Genomic DNA, 13,529 nt, shown 5'->3' with positions numbered 1-13,529 from the left:
CCGCGAACTTTACAGAGCGAAATGAATGGCATCGTCTTTGTACGAAGATTATGCAAGCGTGCGGTTGCCGCGCTCGTACCTCGCTCGCAATGACAAATTTTACAGATTTCAAACTAATCAACCATTCACCAACTCACACCCTCAGATAAATCTTGTTCTTATCCAAAATTTTCCCAAAGCACCAGCAAACCAGCATATAGCAAATGGCAAACAACAACGAGCCTATCGCCCCCGGCGCCACAACCTGGAAAAGCACATCGTTAATCCACCCGTAAAAATTGCTTTTTGGGGTTATTTGAATCATAAACAAACAAACCACAAACAACTCCGAAAAAAGATAAACCGGCAGCGGGTTTTTACCCACCGTGGTAAAAAAGGCCGTCCAGTTGCCTTTGTTCCATTCCCGTATTTCAATAATGTAAATAAGGGCCGATATAATTATCAAATCCAGCCCTACTGTAAGCAAAGTGAACGGACTGGTCCATAATTTTTTAGAAATGGGGAAAGTCATGTTCCAGCAAAGGGCAATGAAGATAAACAACGCGCCCCAAAGCATTAGTTTTGATATGGTTTCGTAGCGCTTGCCTTTTTCCTGGATATACCTGCCGGCAAAATAGCCGCAGATAACGTTTACTATTGACGGTAGGGTGCTTAAAAAGCCTTCAGGGTCGAAAGCTACGCCCTCGCCGTGGTAAAGGTGATCGTCGCCTAACAGGAATTTATCAAGATAGGTGCCGGCATTTGTTAACATGCCATAAGGCTGCGCATGATCGCCAAAAATAAGGAGCAAGAACCAGTAGCCAAACAAAAGCAAAACGCTGATAATTACAATAACTTTTACTGATTTGATGAAATGCACCATCAGCGACGCAAACATATAACATAATGCTATGCGCTGTAACACGCCCAAAATACGGGTATGGCTTATTGGTGATAGTGACCAGCCGCTTGCTGTATGCTGCACAAACGGAAACCACGACATCAGGTACCCGAATAAAAATATCAATGCTGTGCGTTTGATGATTTTCCATACCACAGCCGAGTTGCTTAGGCCGGCAAATTTTTTCATGGCAAAGCTCATTGCGTTGCCTACGGCAAATAAAAACGATGGGAATACAAGGTCGGTAGGGGTAAAGCCAAACCAGGCGGCATGTTCAAGCGGGGCGAATGCTGTAGCACCGCTGCCGGGCGTGTTTACAATAATCATAAAGCAGATTGTCATTCCGCGAAATACATCAAGCGAAAGAAACCTATTCGGGTTTTGGTCCATTGTTCAATAAAGGAGGTTAAGTTGTATCAGGATTATCGAGGTGCAATATAGTCCGAAAGTCGGAAAAGTCGGTAAAGTCAGCAAAGATTATTTTTGTTGCAATCGCCTGATGCGATTCCAGCTTTTCTTTCGTCTTTCGGACTTTACCGACTTCCGGACGTCCGGACTTTTTCCTACTTTTGAATTCCATGCTTACCATAACAAACCACACGCTCGAAAAACTGGAATTGCTGCTGCGCACGGCGGGTTACCGGGTTCGTTACGAGAAAGGTAACTTCAAAACCGGGGCATGCCTGTTGTTAAACAGTAAAGTGGTGGTAGTAAACAAATTTTCGGGATTGGAAAGCAAAATATTGGCGATAAGCGAACTGGCCCGCGATCTTGAAATGGATTATAATTTATTGGACGATAAGCAAATAGCTTTTCACCAGCAGCTTAAACAAACAACACTGGAACTGTGACGATATCTTTTTTAGGAACCGGGACTTCACAGGGTGTACCTGTAATAGCCTGCAACTGCGAGGTTTGCACCTCGGACGATGCGCGGGATAACCGCCTGCGTACCTCTATTTTAATTGAAGATAAGGGAAAGGTTATTGTTGTTGATTCTGGCCCGGATTTCAGGCAGCAAATGCTGCGCGCGAACGTGCAGCGGCTGGATGCCATTGTTTTTACCCACGAACATAAAGACCATATAGCCGGGCTTGACGACATCCGCGCTTATAATTACCGGCAGCAAGGGCCTGTTGATGTGTATGCAGACGCACGGGTACAGGCAGCGCTCAAACGCGAGTTCTATTATATTTTCGAGGAATTTAAATATCCGGGTATCCCGCAGCTAAACCTGCATACCATAGGCGCCGAGCCATTTGATATTGGCCACGTGCACTTTATACCGATTGAAGTTTTACACTATAAACTACCGGTATTGGGGTTCAGATTGAAGGATTTTACCTACATCACTGACGCAAAAACCGTTTCAGGTGAAGAGAAAGAAAAGATTAAAGGCAGCCGCATTTTGGTAATAAATGCCTTGCAGAGGCAGGAACATATTTCGCATTTCACACTTGACGAGGCGGTTGCCTTTGCGCAGGAAATGGGTGCCGAAACTACCTATTTTACCCACATAAGTCACAGGCTTGGCAGGCACAGGGATATAGCTAAAGAATTGCCCCGCGGCATTGAACTGGCTTATGATGGCCTGCAGCTTGAAATATAAAAACGGATTTATTTAAATTCGACAAGGCTAATCCTGTCAATAGCCGCACAATATTGCCCGAGGTGCCCGGTATTATGCAAATCGACTTTACCGCGGATCTTTATCTCTTTATTATTTACCAATACAAATTCGCCGTTGGTGGGTTCAAATAAACCTGTACGGGTCCCTTTAAGGTACAGCGGACAATCCTGGCTAAAATTTATCCATAATGCATGCTTGTTTGAGTGGTCGGTAAACAAACTGTCGTTATACAACGCCGATTGTTCTTTTGATTCCATATAGGTACCCGAAACCTCAACGTACTGCTGGTCGTAAGTTTTAATATGAGTTACCAGCTCATTAAACTTTACCTTTTTAAACGCAATGCCTTCATCGCAATTGCTGTTGTAGGTCAGCTTATTGCCTTTGCATCCCTGCATTGAGGTAATAATAACCAGCAAAAAAGCAGTTTTGGCGAAAAGTATAATACTGGGGTGCTTTGCATAGGTAGATGCCATAACTCTACATTTAATTATACTTTAAAGCCGGGTTAAAAAGAAAGTATGACCAGCTCGCCTGCCAATGGTTTAATTGAAAAATATTTTTGTTTACAAATTGCGCATTCTATTCCGCATATGCTAAAAGTTTCTTTATTTGCATTTAAACTTTACACTTAAATTAAAATACCCAATTTACATGAACAAAACACTCTTTTTTGCCTTATTGATGACTTTTGCAATTGGCGCCCGGGCGCAAGACTGGCCTAATATCGGCCATTACGACGATGCTAACCATAAATTGCAACCTGCCGTTGCTGGTAAAATCACCGCCGTTTATATGGGCGATTCAATTACCGACTTCTGGGTGAATAATGACTCTACCTTTTTTGCCGGCAATAATTATGTCGACCGTGGTATAAGCGGACAAACTACCGGCCAAATGCTGGTACGTTTTCGGCAGGATGTAATAAACCTTGAACCCAAAGTAGTAGTGATACTTGCGGGTATAAACGATATCGCCCAAAATAACGGGCCAGAAAAACTGGAGGATGTTTTTGGCAACATAGCTTCGATGGCCGAGCTTGCAAAGGCCAACAATATTAAAGTGGTAATATCGTCAGTGCTGCCGGCCAACAAACTGCCTTGGCGCCCTGCAATAACCCCAACTGAAAAGGTAATACAGCTTAATACTATGCTGAAGGCGTACGCAGATAAAAACCATATCGTTTACCTCGACTACTATTCAAAAATGGTCGACGGTGAAAAAGGCTTGCCTGTAAACCTGGCTAAAGATGGTATACACCCAACCCTTGAAGGGTATAAAGCGATGGAACCGCTGGCGCAAAAGGCAATTAATGAATCGTTAAAGTAATTAGAGATTGGTCGATTAGAGATTAGTAAGACTTATAGCCGATTTTCTAATCTCTAATCTCCAACCCTTACTTCACCACCGGCAAAATTATCTTCGATTGGTTTTGATAGACGTTAATGGTTTCCTTAATAAAATCCTCGTCCTTTGCGTGGTTGATATCAATAAACTGCTGCGGATTACGATCAGCCAGCGGGAACCAGCTGCTTTGTACCTGCACCATAATGCGGTGCCCTTTTTTAAAGGTATGGGCAACATCGGGCAGGGTGTATTTTACCTGGGTGGGTTTATTGGGTACAAATGCTTCCGGGGCTGAATAGCTGTTGCGGTACCTGCCGCGCATTATTTCGGCGCGTACCAGCATTTGGTAGCCACCCATTGGCACGCGGTTTGGGGCGTCTGTTTCAGCATAAATATCAACGTCATCATGGCCGGCGTTATCCGGGAAAACATCAATCAGTTTTACCACAAAATCGGCGTCGGTGTTGCTGATGCTAACCATCAGGTCGGCTACAACGGGACCGCCAAGGGTAATATCTTTATCCAGTAGCGGCGTTTCGTAAACCAGCACATCAGGGCGACGGGCAGCGAAACGCTGGTCGTCTGTCATATAATTGCGGGAGCGGTTAAAATGTACGTCTTCGGTGTAAGGAACGGGTTTGGAGGGATCACTCACATAGCTGTCGAATGCGGGCGCAAAAGTGCTGATAGCATCAAAAGATAATTTCCCTTTTTGTTCCAGGTACAGGTTGGTTGGCGTTGCATCTACAGGCGGCCATTGCTTTAAATGGTGCCATTTGTTTTCGCCGGTGAAAAATACGGTTGCTTTGCTGATGCTGTCAACCGTGCCTTTACCGCGCAGGTAATATTCAAAAAACCGAATCTCTATATTATCAGCGTAGTATTTGCTGGTGTTGCTGTCCCATTGCACATTGCCCAAATGGGTGCCATCATTATTTCGCCATTGTTCGTGGTACCACGGGCCCATCACCAGGCGGTTATTTGTTTGCGGACTTTGCTTATCGATAGCCTGGTAAGTGTTCCAGGCGCCAAAACAATCCTCGGCATCAAAAATACCGCCGACAACCAGCATGGCCGGTTTTACATTTTTAATGCCGACGCGTGCATTGCGCGACATCCAAAAATCATCGCGATTGGGGTGCGCCATAATCTGGTTCCAAAATTCGAGGCTGTCGCCGGTTAGTTTTGTCAAATTTGATATTGCACCGGTTTTTAGATAAAACGAATAATTATCAAAATCAGGATAGTCAAAGGTTTTTGCGGCAACTGTAGTAGGTTTAGGGTGGGGTGCACCGAAGCCAAATCCCGAATAAAATGCAAAAGCATCCATCTGGAAAAATGCGCCATTGTGGTGAAAATCGTCGCCCACAAACCAATCGGTAACCGGCGCTTCCGGGCTGACAGCTTTCAAAGCCGGGTGCCCGCTCAATGATGCCATGGTTGAATAAAAGCCGGGATACGAAATACCGAATACGCCCACATTACCATTATTGTTCTCCAGGTTTTTCACCATCCAGTCGATAGTATCATAGGTATCGCTGGCCTCGTCGATATCCTTGTTGGTTTTTTTGTTGAAATTGAACGGCCGTACGTCCATAAAATGACCTTCGCTCATCCAGCGGCCACGCACATCGGCAATTACCATTATATAGCCCTTTTTACAGTATTCTACTAGGTGGTTAACCCAAAACGGGCGGTACTTGCCTTTACCATACGGCGCACAGGAGTAGGGAGTACGTTCCATCAGTATCGGATGCTTTTCTGTATTATCCTTGGGCAGGTAGGCTGATATAAACAGCTTAACGCCATCGCGCATGGGGATGCTCACTTCTTTTTTGGTGTAATTATTTACAAACCAAACCGAATCGGCATTTTGAGCGAAGCTGATTGCAGGAATAAGCAGGGCTAACAGGGCATAAAGTTTTTTCATTGTTACAATTATTTAGGTTGTTATTTCTTATGTCATTGCAAGGCACGAAGCAACCGCTAACTATGCATGGCCACCTTGTAGAGTTCGCGGTTGCCGCGCTCGTTCCTCGCTCGCAATGACAAGTTTTTTATTTCAAAACCGGCAGAATCAGCTTCGATTCATCATGATAAATATTAATCGTCTCCTTTACAAAATCCGAATCCTTTGCCTGGTAAATATCTACAAACTGCTGCGGGTTACGGTCGGCAAGCGGGAACCAACTGCTTTGTACCTGCACCATAATTCGGTGGCCTTTCTTAAAGGTATGCGCCACATCGGGCAGGGTGAATTTTACCTGTGTTGGCTTGCCTGGCACAAAAGCTTCAGGCTTTTCAAAGCTGTTACGATAACGACCACGCATAATATCGCCGCGTACCAACATCTGGTAGCCACCCATAGGGTAGCGCGTAACCGGGTTGCGCGGTGTTTTTTCGGGCAATACATCTATCAGCTTTACCACAAAATCGGCATCGGTTTTTGATATGCTAACCAGCAAGTCGGCCACCAGCGGACCGGCGAGTGTAATATCTTCTTTTAGGGTATCAGTGCTAAAAGTAAGTACGTCGGTACGGCGGGCAGCGAAACGCTGGTCATCCGTCATATACTCACGGGTGCGGTTAAAATGTATTTGGTCGGCATAAGGCACCGGTTTAGCCGGGTCGCTGATATAGGTGTCAAACGACTGCCCCTTTGCCGATTTGGTAAACGATAATTTGCCATTTTCTTCCAGGTAGATAGGGGTTGGCGTAACGTCCTGGGGGGGCCATTCTTTAAATTTCCGCCATTTGTTTTCTCCGGAGAAAAAAATGGTCGCTTTGCTTATTTCGTCCAGTGAACCTTTACCTTTCAGATAGTAATTAAACCAAGGTACTTCTATGTTATTCTGAAACCATTCCGCTGTATTACTGTCAAACCGTACGTTGCCCAGCCGCGTACCGTCCTTACTGGCCCATTGGCCATGGTACCAGGGACCCATCACCAGTTTGCTGGTAGTTTCGGGGCTTTTTTTAAGCAGCGCCTGGTAAGTGTTCCATGCGCCATAGCCATCCTCGGCATCAAACAAACCGCCAACAACCAGCATGGCAGGTTTTACATTTTTAAAGCCAGATCTTGCATCGCGGGCCTTCCACCAGGCATCCAAATTGGGGTGCTTCATCATGTTATCCCAAAATTCCAAACTATCGCCGGTTACTTTGGTAAAGTTTGGCAAGGCACCCATTTTTAAATACCAGGCGTAATTATCTGTTCCGCTGATGTCAAAAGTTTTAGCCGGTTTGGTGGTGGGCGCAGGCCGTGGCTGGCTAAAGCCATATCCCACATGAAAATCAAATGCATCCATCAAAAATAAAACGCCGTTATGATGGTCGTCATCGCCAAAAAAGCGGTCGGTAACCGGCGCCTGCGGACTAACAGCTTTCAATGCAGGGTGTCCGCTCAAAGCAGCCTCGGTAGCATAAAAACCGGGGAACGAAATACCGGTTACACCCACGTTGCCATTGTTGTCTTCAATATTTTTTACCATCCAGTCGATACTGTCGTAAGTGTCGCTTGCTTCGTCAATATCTTTATTTGTTTTTTTATTGGGATTAAATGGCCTTACCACTTCAAACTTACCTTCGCTCATCCAGCGGCCGCGGATATCCTGTATCACCAAAATATAACCCTCCTTTACGTACTGCATCATATAGCTGCGCCAGTATTGGCGGTAAGCTATGCCGTATGGCGCGCAGGAGTAGGGGGTGCGAGTAATTAATATCGGATGCTTTTCGGATTGATATTTAGGCTGGTAGATGGAAGTAAACAACTTTACCCCGTCGCGCATCGGGATACTTACTTCCTTTTTTATGTAGTTATTTACAAACCAAACCGAATCGGCATTTTGAGCGAGGGTAATAAAGGGCAAAAATAAAAATAGCAGAACGTATAGTTTCTTCATGATAGTCAGTTAACAGGTCAGCACGTAAATATGCTGATTATTCGGGAGAAAAAAAAGATGTGCGGGTGCGTGGATGTGCAAATGTGCGGATGAGGAAAAATGGTCTACGGACGCGTGAATATGCAAGTGTGCGGATGAGGAAATTTCAAATCATCAAATTTTTCAATAAGCGAAATCAACGCAATCAGATAAATCAACGGTTAAAATCGGTGTAATCATCCTCCAATCGGTGAAATCATTAAATAAAAAATAGCCGGTAAACATCTGTTTGCCGGCTATTAAACTCCATCATTCATAATTAACTATCTAAACTAAAATCTCAAGCCCTGTTAACTTATCGGTGATTGGCTATATAAAAATTAATTTTTATATTAGTTCCAATAAAAGGCTCCCGGCCTCGCGCCAGGAGTCTTTTTGATTTGATAAATTATTGATGAGCAGGGCGCTCAATGAGTGTACTTATACGGTAATAATTTTTTGAAAGTTTCAGTTTTTTTAAATTTTTTTAGATAGCTGATTTCGGGCGAAAAAGCCTGTTCCGTTAAGCTATAATATTGAGTTTGGAATTTCACCCCGTCGACCTGGTCCGGGGCCTCATGTGATAATCACCTGCTGTCAAGATCTCCAGGCGGATTTATCCGCCCGGAGATTCTTAATAAGGCTGAATAGTCTCAAGTCGAAACTCTTGAGTCCTAAGTCGAAAATGACGAAAACTCGACTTAAGACTTCCGAGCCAAGACCATTGGCTGCATACTAATCCCTACTTAATCGCCAACAAGTTTACTTTTTCAATAACCGGGGCTGTTGCTAACAGTTCCGATGCATTGGCCATCAAGGCTGCGGCAATCTGGCCGTTAAGGTGGACATCCCTGCCTTCCTCAGTTTCAAAGGTGTCGAATATGCCAAACGTTGAGGGCCCTAGTTGTAAAGCATACCATCTTACCGTTTGGGGCTCATCCTGCGCAAGTGGTAGTGCGCTTTTTAAAAATTCAAGCACCTGGGTTTCTTTGCCCGGTTTTGCTTCAACACGGGCTAATAATGCAAACTTTTCCATAAATAGTTTTTGTTTGGTTTAATAAACGTTTTATAAGTGTTAACAGATGTTTGTCGCAGGCGTTTAATATTCCTTACAAAGAATAGGAATGTTGTTATTTGTTGCCGAAGAAGTAAATAGCTGAAATTTTAGTTGAAAATACCAGGATGAGTCCGTTGTGTATGTTTTTGAGTAGCTAATATCTGAGGAACAGATACTTTTTTTTGATGCCTTTGTTTGTTAAATCTGGCCTAGCTAACCAGAGGTTTTAATAGTTACAATCCCCTTGGTTATTCAGCGTTAATTAGCTTCAACAACATTTCCTTAACCACCCGGGTAACTGGCCCAATCTTCCCATCTCCAATCTCTTTGCCATCAATTGCTGCAACAGGGTAGGCATATTGGGTTGTGCTGGTTATAAAGGCTTCCTGCGCATTTGCAAGGTCATCCAGGGTAAAGTCTCTTTCTGCAATGGTATATCCATCTATTTTAAAAGCTAACACCTTGCTGCGGGTTATGCCACGCAAAATATTATTGGCAGCGGTTATAATTTCGGTACCGGATACGATCCAAAAGTTGGCCCGCGGGCATTCAGTAATAGTACCGTTGTTATGATACAAAACATCATCAAAACCATTCTCCATCATAAAGGGATGGAGACGAACAGCCATTAAATAATCAATGGTTTTAATCGATGGCAGCTGCCGCTGGTGGTTTACAGTGGCAAGTTTTAAACCTGTTTCTACCTGGTTCCCTTCCTTAAAACTGAGGGGGTATTGCAAGATGATCAAATTTGGTTTGCCCATTTTGTAGCCATCTTCTGAGTAGCCGCCTGTAAGTAACAACTTTATACCCGAGTTTGGCATGTTGTTCTTTTCCATTAACTCAGCTATGGTTTTCCTCAGCTCATCCCGGTTAAGCATTACCTCAAGGTGCATTTCTTTCGCCGAGTTGTAAAACCGGTTAAAATGGTCCTCCATAAATATCGGGCGACCATCAACCACTTTAAAATAGTCGAAAATGCCATAGCCACGGTGCATGGCCAGGTCGCCAACGCCAACTTTGGCATCGGCGGCTAAAACAAGCTCATTATTTATGGATACGTATTTGGCAGCCATGGGATGATTATTTTAAGATTTGCCCGATTTTGATCCGCCTGCACCACCCATGCTGAATATATTTTCACCGTAGCTTACCACTAAATTATCGCGTTCGCGCTGGCGTTTTAAGGCCACGTCGATAAGTGTTTTAAGCAGTTGCGCAAAGTTTTTATCGGTAGCATCCCACAGGTAAAATGATAGTGAACCGGGGATGGTATTTATTTCGTTTACGTATACCTTGTTGTCTTTTTTATCAACCAAAAAGTCGATACGCGACACACCGGAGCAGGATAAAATTCTGAACGTTTCTTTCGCCAGATCCTGTATCAGTTGGGTTTGCTCTTTAGGGATATTGGCTGGTATCTGGCGTTTGGTGCTGGTCATACCTTTTGATGAGCCACCTTTGGTATTGCTGACGTATTTGTCTTTATAGCTTAATATATCACCTGCGCCCAGCGGTTCTTCACATACCGATGCGGTTTGATTGGCCGAATCGCCCAATACAGAGCAATTAATTTCTTTAAGGTCAACTACCATTCGCTCAACCAAAATACGGCTGCTGAAACGGCCCGCAAGCTCAACAGCTTCAATCAGCGCGGCTTCGTCGGCCGCTTTTGAAACCCCAACGCTCGAGCCCAGGTTTGATGGCTTAACGATAACCGGGAAACCAATTTTTTTGATGTTTTCGATAATGGCGTCTTTATCCATGTGCCAGCTGCGGTCGGTAAACCAGGTGTAGTCAACCACGGGCAGCTTGCTTTCTTTCAGCACCATCTTCATCATTATCTTATCCATACCGATGGCCGATGAAAGTACATCGCAGCCAACGTAAGGAATACCCTTCAATTCAAGTAGTCCCTGAAGCGAGCCGTCCTCACCATTGGTGCCGTGGATGATAGGGAACGCAATGTCAATTTTACCCAATTCCCTGCTTTTCCAAATCGAACTTTGTACAGCGTTGATAGTGAAATCCCCAAAGGTTGGCGTTAAATAAATCTCGGTGCATTGCGCTAAAAGCGAATCGGTATTTCTATAGTTATCTACATTTAAAAGCGCGTCGCCTGTATACCATTTGCCGGTTTTGGTAATGTAGATGGGGGTAATGTCGTAACTGTTTTTATCAAATGCTGCGATGGCCTGCTGTGCCGAAATAACTGATATTTCATGCTCAACCGACCGACCGCCAAAAATAACGCCAACTTTAATTTTCATTTTTTCTAGCTGTGTAATTGGTTCTAAAGTTCGTATGTATCGGGTAAATCGTTTTCGTATAACAATACATCGCCCGCTTTAGTAAAACCGTTTAAATGGTTAACGGCATCCTTAAAGTTTTGGGCAACATATATTTTTTCGTCAGGGTAATTTTTGTTTTTTAACCCGGCCATAATTGGTAATGTGATATTTTTACCTACAAGTATAGCATAATCGCAGCTATCTGCAATCTGTTCGCCCAATAAAGTATTATAATATTCCTGTTTTTCGCCCAGCTCAATCATGCCTGGGGTGATAATTATCTTGCGCTGACCTTCAATTGCTTTTAAAACTTCCAGCGCCATTTTTGAGCCAACCGGGTTTGAGTTGAACGCATCATCAATAACGGTAACACCGTTTGAATGCACTCTTACTTCAAGCCTGTGCTGCACCGGTTCCAGTTTCTTTATGGCAAAAGCAACGCTGCTATCCGGAACTTCCAAATGCCGGGCCACTATATAACCCGCCAGTATGTTCGACAGGTTGTAGCTACCCACCAGTTTGGTGTCAAAAGCAGCAAGTTTTTCGCCTTTATGATAAACCGAAAACGCCGAGCCGCGGGCAGAGTAACTGATATCTTTCAAATAATAATCAACCTTTTCGTTATCCGAGGAATAAAGGGCAGTTTCCCTGTCGCTCACCGGGCGGTTGGCAATAAACTCGTAGTCGGCATTCAAAACCGCCAACGCCCCTGATGGCAAGGCATCAATCAGCTCGAACTTGGTTTTTTGGACATTCTGGATAGTTTTAAAACTTTCCAAATGCTGCTCGCCAACGGCGGTGAGTATACCAATTTGCGGGTGTACCAAATCGCAAATTTCTTTGATGTCGTTAGGCTGTTTGGCGCCCATTTCTACAATAAAAACCTGGTGGGTGGCCTGTAGTTGCTCGCGCACTGTTTTTATAACGCCCATGGTGGTGTTATAGCTGCCGGGTGTCATCAGCACGTTGTATTTTTCGCTTAACATGCGGTGCAAAAAATGTTTGGTGCTGGTTTTGCCGTAGCTGCCTGTTATGCCGATGATAATTAAATCACTCCTGCTTTCCAGTATCTTTTTTGCGTCGTTATAGTACCAGTTGTTAACTGCCCTTTCAACCGGGGCTATTAAAACGTTCGCTATTGCGATGATTACGAAACTCAACAACAGTGCAAAACCGCCAACCCAAAGCGTGCACAACGCTTTGCCGGTTAGTATGTAATAAACGCCACCGGCAATTATTGAAAGCAAAAACGTAAGCCCGAACAACCTTTGCGCCCTTTTGGTAAACACCACCGGTTTTTTTTGTTTTTTGATGAAAAGCAGGTAGGCCAGTAATGCAAATAAAAGGATGATTGCTATAGTTGCCACGGTTGCACCTGCAAGCAGAATTAACAGGCCGGTAATAACCAGCGTAATTACTTCGAGCACGCGGTTAGTAATTACCAGGTTGGTTTTAAGCCATTTGAAATAGCGGTCGTTACGGTACGAGTTTAGCTGCATCATGTGCAACTCGAACCTTAATTTGGCAAAAGCATAAACCAGGATTACTGCCAATGCGGCAAAAAATAGTATGTTCTCCATTAACTGTTCTTCTTATCGGGCTGCAGAAAATTATTCAATATTATTAAAAACTCGCCCAGTTTTTCAACAAAGGCAAAGTGGCCTGCATTTTTTAATACCACCAGGCCGGCGTTGGGTATCAGCTTTTCCATTGTTTTGGCATCGCTAACGGGGGTGGCCGTGTCGTTTTCGCCCCAAACCAGCAGGGTGGGGGCTTTTATGTTTGGCATTTCTGCCTTCAAATCCTCGTTAACCGATTTTACCAGCACCTGCCGCATAATAGCCGATGCGTTTTTATAATCGCTCGAGCCGGCTTGTTTGCGGTAGTTTTCGATTATCTCGTTGGCTTTTTTACGCCCAACCAAATATGGCAACACGGCCCGAACAAATTTGTAAGTATATATTTTTATGTAATAGCTTAAGGGCCGGTGCGGTTTGATGCCCGCGCTATCCAACAAAACCAGCTTTAATACCGGGTTGCGCGATGCATAAACAATAGATATCCGGCCGCCGTAGGAGTGGCCGGCCAAAATTGGGTTGTTGATATTTTTTAGCTTGAAAAATTCTTCGATAAATGCGGTGTATTCGTAAACGCCCCATACTTCGTTGGGTTCCTGGCTTTTACCAAAACCCGGCAGGTCGATTGAAAAAACGTGAAATTCGCTTTCCAGGTTCTGTTGTACCCTGGTAAAAGCCTCCAGGTTTGAGCCCCAGCCGTGCAGTAAAACAACCGGCTTACCTTCACCGGTTTCCTTAAAATTTATCTTAAGTCCCTTAACAATTTGGGTTTGCTCCATAAGTATGTAACGATGCTGGCAAAGATAATAAATAAGTGACAGCTA

Annotated in this window: 12 protein-coding genes; 3 read left to right on the top strand and 9 right to left on the bottom strand. The window is 44.2% G+C overall.

What is annotated here, in order from left to right:
• Positions 1–133: 133 nt before the first annotated feature.
• Entirely contained in the window at positions 134–1,270 is a 1,137-nt protein-coding gene (locus Q0R52_RS14235; RefSeq protein WP_295795402.1) for a DUF5009 domain-containing protein, read from the bottom strand.
• Positions 1,271–1,458: 188 nt separating this feature from the next.
• Here Q0R52_RS14235 and Q0R52_RS14230 point away from each other — a divergent pair, with 188 nt between their 5' ends.
• Together Q0R52_RS14230 and Q0R52_RS14225 are read left to right on the top strand one after the other, a co-directional pair.
• Complete coding sequence (locus tag Q0R52_RS14230) at positions 1,459–1,731, top strand: hypothetical protein (protein ID WP_252789774.1); 273 nt, start codon at positions 1,459–1,461, stop codon at positions 1,729–1,731.
• The gene (locus Q0R52_RS14225) at positions 1,728–2,489 is read left to right on the top strand and encodes an MBL fold metallo-hydrolase (RefSeq protein WP_295795395.1); all 762 of its coding nucleotides are present in this window, start codon (positions 1,728–1,730) and stop codon (positions 2,487–2,489) included. Before Q0R52_RS14230 ends, Q0R52_RS14225 begins: the two co-directional genes overlap by 4 nt.
• 8 nt (positions 2,490–2,497) lie before the next feature.
• On the opposite strand, the gene Q0R52_RS14220 is transcribed toward Q0R52_RS14225, so the two are convergent.
• The gene (locus tag Q0R52_RS14220) at positions 2,498–2,986 is read right to left on the bottom strand and encodes a hypothetical protein (protein WP_295795393.1); all 489 of its coding nucleotides are present in this window, start codon (positions 2,984–2,986) and stop codon (positions 2,498–2,500) included.
• A gap of 178 nt (positions 2,987–3,164) precedes the next feature.
• On the opposite strand from Q0R52_RS14220, the gene Q0R52_RS14215 reads away from it, so the two are divergent.
• Positions 3,165–3,839 (top strand): SGNH/GDSL hydrolase family protein, encoded by a 675-nt coding sequence (locus Q0R52_RS14215; protein WP_295795391.1) that lies wholly within the window; start codon positions 3,165–3,167, stop codon positions 3,837–3,839.
• 67 nt (positions 3,840–3,906) lie between these two features.
• Here Q0R52_RS14215 and Q0R52_RS14210 read toward each other — a convergent pair whose 3' ends face one another.
• The 7 genes from Q0R52_RS14210 to Q0R52_RS14180 form a co-directional block, all read right to left on the bottom strand.
• Positions 3,907–5,787 (bottom strand): CocE/NonD family hydrolase, encoded by a 1,881-nt coding sequence (locus Q0R52_RS14210; RefSeq protein WP_295795388.1) that lies wholly within the window; start codon positions 5,785–5,787, stop codon positions 3,907–3,909.
• A 127-nt stretch (positions 5,788–5,914) separates the two neighbouring features.
• Positions 5,915–7,762: a CocE/NonD family hydrolase gene (locus Q0R52_RS14205; RefSeq protein ID WP_295795387.1), complete on the bottom strand. Its 1,848-nt coding sequence runs from the start codon at positions 7,760–7,762 to the stop codon at positions 5,915–5,917.
• A 760-nt stretch (positions 7,763–8,522) separates the two neighbouring features.
• Positions 8,523–8,816 carry an antibiotic biosynthesis monooxygenase gene (locus tag Q0R52_RS14200; protein ID WP_295795384.1) on the bottom strand — a complete coding sequence of 98 codons (294 nt, stop codon included), beginning with the start codon at positions 8,814–8,816 and terminating at the stop codon, positions 8,523–8,525.
• A 269-nt stretch (positions 8,817–9,085) separates the two neighbouring features.
• Entirely contained in the window at positions 9,086–9,913 is an 828-nt protein-coding gene (locus Q0R52_RS14195) for an aminotransferase class IV (protein ID WP_295795382.1), read from the bottom strand.
• Between the two features lie 12 nt (positions 9,914–9,925).
• Complete coding sequence (locus Q0R52_RS14190) at positions 9,926–11,107, bottom strand: D-alanine--D-alanine ligase family protein (RefSeq protein WP_295795379.1); 1,182 nt, start codon at positions 11,105–11,107, stop codon at positions 9,926–9,928.
• Between the two features lie 23 nt (positions 11,108–11,130).
• Positions 11,131–12,708: a UDP-N-acetylmuramoyl-tripeptide--D-alanyl-D-alanine ligase gene (murF, locus tag Q0R52_RS14185; RefSeq protein ID WP_295795377.1), complete on the bottom strand. Its 1,578-nt coding sequence runs from the start codon at positions 12,706–12,708 to the stop codon at positions 11,131–11,133.
• Entirely contained in the window at positions 12,708–13,484 is a 777-nt protein-coding gene (locus Q0R52_RS14180; protein WP_295795376.1) for an alpha/beta hydrolase, read from the bottom strand. The genes murF and Q0R52_RS14180 overlap by 1 nt, the downstream gene beginning before the upstream one ends.
• Positions 13,485–13,529: the final 45 nt, after the last annotated feature.

Origin of the sequence: Mucilaginibacter sp. (assembly GCF_025359345.1) — a bacterium.
Lineage (GTDB): Bacteria > Bacteroidota > Bacteroidia > Sphingobacteriales > Sphingobacteriaceae > Mucilaginibacter.
The sequence above is the reverse complement of the archived record's forward strand: the minus strand, read 5'-3'. Positions and strand labels throughout refer to the sequence as shown.